The sequence below is a fragment of the Staphylococcus sp. CWZ226 genome (assembly GCF_018986355.1).
GTDB lineage: Bacteria > Bacillota > Bacilli > Staphylococcales > Staphylococcaceae > Staphylococcus > Staphylococcus simulans.
Genome location: NZ_JAHMSB010000024.1, coordinates 1 through 5,635, shown reverse-complemented (window position 1 = coordinate 5,635; position 5,635 = coordinate 1). Strand labels below are relative to the sequence as shown.

The following is a 5,635-nucleotide window of genomic DNA, read 5'->3' as shown; positions in this document are numbered from 1 at the left end:
TTACATAAGAGTCCGTGAGGACTTCTATTATAAAGATTTTTATACATATTTTCGAAAATTTCATAAAAAAAATAAACTACCGTTACACTTTTTCAAGTTATAACGGTAGTTTGTCTACGGTCTGAAAAGACTATAGAGTCTTTCTTATCTTTTGCTTTTACAATATATCCTTTTTCTATCTTACAAAGGAGTTTGTAAAGGTTAAAATCAATAACAACTTCCAATTTTTTACCATTAACATCTATTTCTACCTTAATAGCATATTGATCAGTAACCTTTATATAAACGAGATCATACTTAAGTTCTAAACCAATTCTCATATTAGAATCGAAGTCAAAATTCTCGTTGTAAATGAAACCTTCTTTAGGACTTCCATTCCAATGATATATTGCCTTTTGCAACTTGGATAGCAAAGATTTTTTATATAATCTATCGTTTTCAATACATCGCAACATTTGTATATACTCTTCATACTCATCGTTCTCATATTCTTTATAATTAAACAAGAAATGCAATCTTATGATCATCTTAAATTTTCTAATGTATTTTAGTCCATCAAATAAAGTAATGTAATCTTCTATCTCCTTGTATACTTCTTCACCAAAAAGAGCACGACTTTTACCATATATATCTAGGGAGTTATAAAGTTCAACATTGAGTTTGTCTATTTTATAGTTCTGAATTTTACTTGGGTCTTGGCTGCTTATTGCTTTTAATAAAGGAGATCTATCAGAACTTTCAAACAATAAATTCATTAATAAATTATTATTATGATTATTATCTGGAACAATAATATCGTGAATAAAGTTTAAAAGAGCTCTGGTTGAAATTATCCTTTTGTTTTCTATTTGAATCTTTATCAACAAATGAATAACAGCTTTCCTTACATCTTGGTTCATCATTAATTTATAGTTTCTATAAATACTTTCTGTCCTATTAAATCCATCATCATCCATAAAAGCAGCATAAATGGGATTATCTAATTCTTTTCTAAAGATCTTCTCCATTACTTCATTATAAAAAGTGCTATACATGCCATTTTCATTTATTTCAAAAGGCTTTTCTCCTATAAAAGAAACTATTGAAATTTCTTCGTCTAGATTATTTTTCACATCAGCTGTGACTTCTGAAAAAATGTGCGTACTTTCAATCATTTCTTTAAAGTGCGATAAATCCTGATGATTAGAAAAGCTTTCATTCAATTTGTGTAACATTCCAATATTTATCGCTATTACTACCTTCCCACCATTTTCTTTATACTTTCTAAATATATTTATTAAAGTTTCTTGGGCGGTTCTATAAGGGTTATCGCTTTCAGTAGCATCATTATAAATTGTAATGTCTTGCATAAGTTCAGCATATTTATCATTTAGATATGCTAATAAATGTGATTTTCCATCACCAACAGACCCAACTAACAGAATTATTCCTGAGTCTTTTTCTTTCAAAGACTTTAAAGAGCTAATTAATCTGTGTTCTATTGGTCTTTCTATGTGCAAATAGTCATTAAATTCTGTAAATGCTTGGGAGTTTACAATTGACTCTTTTGAAGTGACACTTAAATGTTTCATTATCTCTTCAAAGTTGTTACTTGTTGTAAATGATTTCTTTTTTGTATACCTTTCTAATTTTGTCAGTTGATTTTCAATTTCTGACTTGCTGTTAATATCATTAAATCTTTTGAAATCTGCAATAGCATTTTTAATATTTCTCAATATTTCAAATGTAGTATTATCTATAACTTTCTCCATCTTCAACCTTAAGATCTTTGTGTTTAATTCAGTTACATTTATCTCATCTATACTATAGTCTTTTATAGCTATTTCATTTTCTTTTAAGGAACGAAATAATTTTTCTTCCAACATTTTTAATTCCATCAAATCATTCTCCCTTTTTAAATTATGTATTGTTATTTTTTATTTTAAACCATATTACTACAACATAACAATGATCTTTCCCAATTACTTACCATCCATTTTGATTAAGCTGCACCTTATTATTATCTTATATTTCAACTCATTATGCCATCTTATTTAAAGGTTGCCACACTATGGTTATTAGTTTTTATAACATATGAATATTAATCATAAAACACTTAATTTAATTATTAGACACAAAAATAAACCATGCACTTCTATGATTAACATAGATATGCACGGTTTATTTTTTAGTTATTTTAGATACTCATTCATAAAACAATATCCCACTATTCTTCTTTAAACCAATTAGAAATTTCTCCTCTTCTCGCAGCAAACTTCATCTTTGAAATTGAACTGTTCTTTATAACTACAGTATATCTATAGCTTGTTTCTACTAGTTTAGCTATGTTTTTTAATTCTTCTGGTTCTTTTCCATCTATCCCTAAATATCTAGTGAATACTATAAAATATCTATCCGTAGGCAAAACTTCTTTAGCTTGATTTACCATGTATTCAATAAATTGATTAATTATAACTATTTCCTCTACGCTATTTTCAGTTTCTCTTTCAATAAACCTCAGTTTATTATCAATGAATTCATCTTCTTTAAGATTATCCATTTCTTCATCTAATGATATTTGGTTATAAACACACATTCCCATGAACTTTTTTAAGTTGAATAATTGCTTTTCAGAAACCCCAATCTTCTCCCTCAACAATGCATCTAACTTATCTTCATCCAGAAAGTGATTTTGCGACATTAAACGATTCATATAATTTATCTGTTCTTTTTCAAACGTGGGAATTTTATATGAAGATTTGTGATCATCTATATTCTTTCTGACATAATACTGAACTCTGAAATACTTATCATATTGAAAAGAGCTTTCATTATCTAAATTAAACTTTTCCATTATATTGAGCAATCCTTCATATCCATACGATATTAAATCTTGCTTTTCTAAAATCGTTTCTTTTATCTGTAATATATTTTGTTCAACCACTTTATCAACAGTATAGTGATTCAGCATAATGAACTTGTTTGCCCAATACTCTTTTTCCTTCTCATCACACGTTCTCCAATTTTTTATACATTCGATACTCTGAACATTTATTTCCTCTTTTGTAGATCGATCCATTACATTCTTATTTCTATCTTTTGATGTTGTATTCATTTGTTGTCCTTCTTTTCTATATTTTTTAGAACGATTGATTTAAAACCTGCTTTAATTTCTACAATATGAACGCCTACCTCTCACATTTATTTTTATCACTCATAAACTACTCTCCTTTTTCTATACATTTATCAGCATGGAAATGCGAACATACAAATTATACATGCTTTTGCTCTACATTTTGTTTACCAAAAAAGCAAAATAAGTGTCATTTACCTCTTCACTTTCTATATGTTTAACGTTACAATGAGTTCATTCACACAATTTTCTGATTATTACAATAATTATTATAGGAGGAGATAACTATGAATCGAAGACAACACTACTGGAAAGATTGGCGATTACATGTCTTAGTATTAGCCATTGTTGTGATTTGTGAATTAATTGGCCCATTCGATATTCCATTAGGGATTACGTCTATTTTATTATTACCTGTAGTTTATGGAGTTGTCTTAGGTTTATTAGCTTATTTCACTCCTTTGGTTGGTAAGAAACAAGCCAAAAACTCAGAGCCTATGGTATTTATTTCTGTTGCTATTTTAATTGCGAAATTTGGTACTGAAGCAGGACCTGCACTTCCTAAAATTATCGCGGCAGGTCCAGCATTAGTTTTACAAGAACTTGGTAACCTAGGTACGATTTTCCTTTCTTTACCGTTAGCAATTATGCTTGGACTACGTCGTGAGGCTATCGGTATGACACACTCTATTGGTAGAGAAGCAAATATGGCGTTGATTACAGAAAAGTTCGGTATTGAATCGCCAGAATGGCGTGGTGTCATGTCTATGTATATCTTCGGAACAATTTTCGGTGCGATATTCTTTAGTATCTTTTCAGGTTTGATCGCATCCATTATACCTTTACATCCATTAGCTTACGCAATGGCGACTGGTGTTGGTAGTGGCGTTATGTCAGCTGCCGCAGTTGGTCCTATTATTGAAATGTTCCCAAGTTACGCTAGTGATATTAAAGCATTTTCAGGAGTCAGTAACTTATTAACATCAGTAACTGGATTATATATGGGTATCTTAATCGCATTACCATTAACAATTCGTTACTACAATGGTGTTATGAAGGTTAAAGCTAGACTACAAAAAAGTACAAAAGGAAAGAGGGATATACATGAAACTCACGTCTAATATTATCAACTGGTCTTTGACGCTTGTTGTTGTGGGACTTATTGCGTTAATTAGTAACTGGATTGGCCAAGACATTATGCCTTCAAAAGCTGTTCCAGGTGTTCTTGCGTTAATGGGAATCGCTTTGATCGGTATGATTCTTCAACAGCTCATCCCTCTTAATATTCCTAGTATTGCTTATATTGGTGTACTTGGATTAGTACTTACAATTCCTGGTATGCCGACGGCACCTTATATTGTAAGTTGGACACACAATGTAGAATTAATGGCTTTAGCTACACCAGTTGTTGCATATGCTGGTATCTCAATCGGTAACTCTTGGACTGACTTTGCAAAATTAGGTTGGAAAACAATCGTTGTAGGTATGGTCATTCTAATGAGTACATATGTCGGTTCAGCCGTCGTAGCTCATATTGTGTTGAAGATACAAGGTATTATTTAACTTATAAATACAAGTTTACTGAATAGGTAAAGGAAGTCGATTGTGCCGTCGACTTCCTTTTTTTATACTAATTTCTAAGTAATAACATCTACTATGTTTATTACTCAAATTAAGCTGCGTCACAATAAATATAGAGAGGACTTGAGATAATGAAAGTCACATACGTCGCAATATTTTATAAGAATAATCCGAAGCTTGAAGGCCAATACTTCTTTGTAGATTTCGATGTAGAATCACTGCATGAAGTACTTCCTCCAATCGAACTCCTATCTCCTGAAGATTGCTTAGGCTTCGCCCTAGCAAAGTATAAAGAACTCGGCATCCCCTTACCTGAACCCTTCTCCTTTGATTTAATCTTTCTTAATGACACTTACTATTATGAGAAAAGAGCAATCACTATTGAACTTAATGAATACGCTGGAACTAAGAAACGTAAACCTAAAAAGTTTATTCCTGAATGGCTTTACCGTTTTGAAATGAGCGAAGATGAAAAGTTTCGAAGAAAACGAGAAAGAGATTGGCAAAGAAAAGCTATGGATGAACTGATGAACACAGAATTTGAAGGTGCTCACATTGGCTTTATGTCAGGCAAGCCTTGGTTACCACAAGCAACAGAAGTAAGATATGAAGAAATTTATGACTTAGATTAAAAAATGCCTCCAAAAGCATTCACATGATGTGAGCTTAAGGAGGCATTACTTATGCATTAAAACCTATTCAAAGTATTACTGCGATACATTATTTATGATCTTTTGTTTCCTTCTTACGACGATTAAATAAGAATACACTACCTAATGCCGCGAATAATGTTCCAATTAAACCTGCATTTGTACCCAGACCGTAGACAAACTACCGTTATAACTTGAAAAAGTGTAACGGTAGTTTATTTTTTTTATGAAATTTTCGAAAATATGTATAAAAATCTTTATAATAGAAGTCCTCACGGACTCTTATGTAAGC

General features: G+C 31.0%; 5 protein-coding genes. 3 read left to right on the top strand and 2 right to left on the bottom strand.

Annotated features, from left to right (window positions below; genetic code table 11):
• Window positions 1–92: 92 nt before the first annotated feature.
• A complete protein-coding gene (gene dptF, locus KRR19_RS11995) occupies window positions 93–1,877 on the bottom strand; it encodes a DNA phosphorothioation-dependent restriction protein DptF (RefSeq protein WP_207021334.1) in 1,785 nt (594 codons plus the stop codon).
• Between the two features lie 329 nt (window positions 1,878–2,206).
• The gene (locus KRR19_RS11990) at window positions 2,207–3,094 is read right to left on the bottom strand and encodes a hypothetical protein (protein WP_002480086.1); all 888 of its coding nucleotides are present in this window, start codon (window positions 3,092–3,094) and stop codon (window positions 2,207–2,209) included.
• Window positions 3,095–3,399: 305 nt separating this feature from the next.
• Between KRR19_RS11990 and KRR19_RS11985 the strand changes: the two genes are divergently transcribed.
• The 3 genes from KRR19_RS11985 (at window position 3,400) to KRR19_RS11975 (ending at window position 5,325) form a co-directional block, all read left to right on the top strand.
• On the top strand, window positions 3,400–4,233 hold the full coding sequence (locus KRR19_RS11985) for a DUF3100 domain-containing protein (RefSeq protein ID WP_002480087.1): 834 nt from the start codon (window positions 3,400–3,402) through the stop codon (window positions 4,231–4,233).
• Window positions 4,217–4,675: a hypothetical protein gene (locus tag KRR19_RS11980; RefSeq protein ID WP_002480088.1), complete on the top strand. Its 459-nt coding sequence runs from the start codon at window positions 4,217–4,219 to the stop codon at window positions 4,673–4,675. Before KRR19_RS11985 ends, KRR19_RS11980 begins: the two co-directional genes overlap by 17 nt.
• 149 nt (window positions 4,676–4,824) lie before the next feature.
• Complete coding sequence (locus tag KRR19_RS11975) at window positions 4,825–5,325, top strand: hypothetical protein (protein ID WP_002480089.1); 501 nt, start codon at window positions 4,825–4,827, stop codon at window positions 5,323–5,325.
• Window positions 5,326–5,635: the final 310 nt, after the last annotated feature.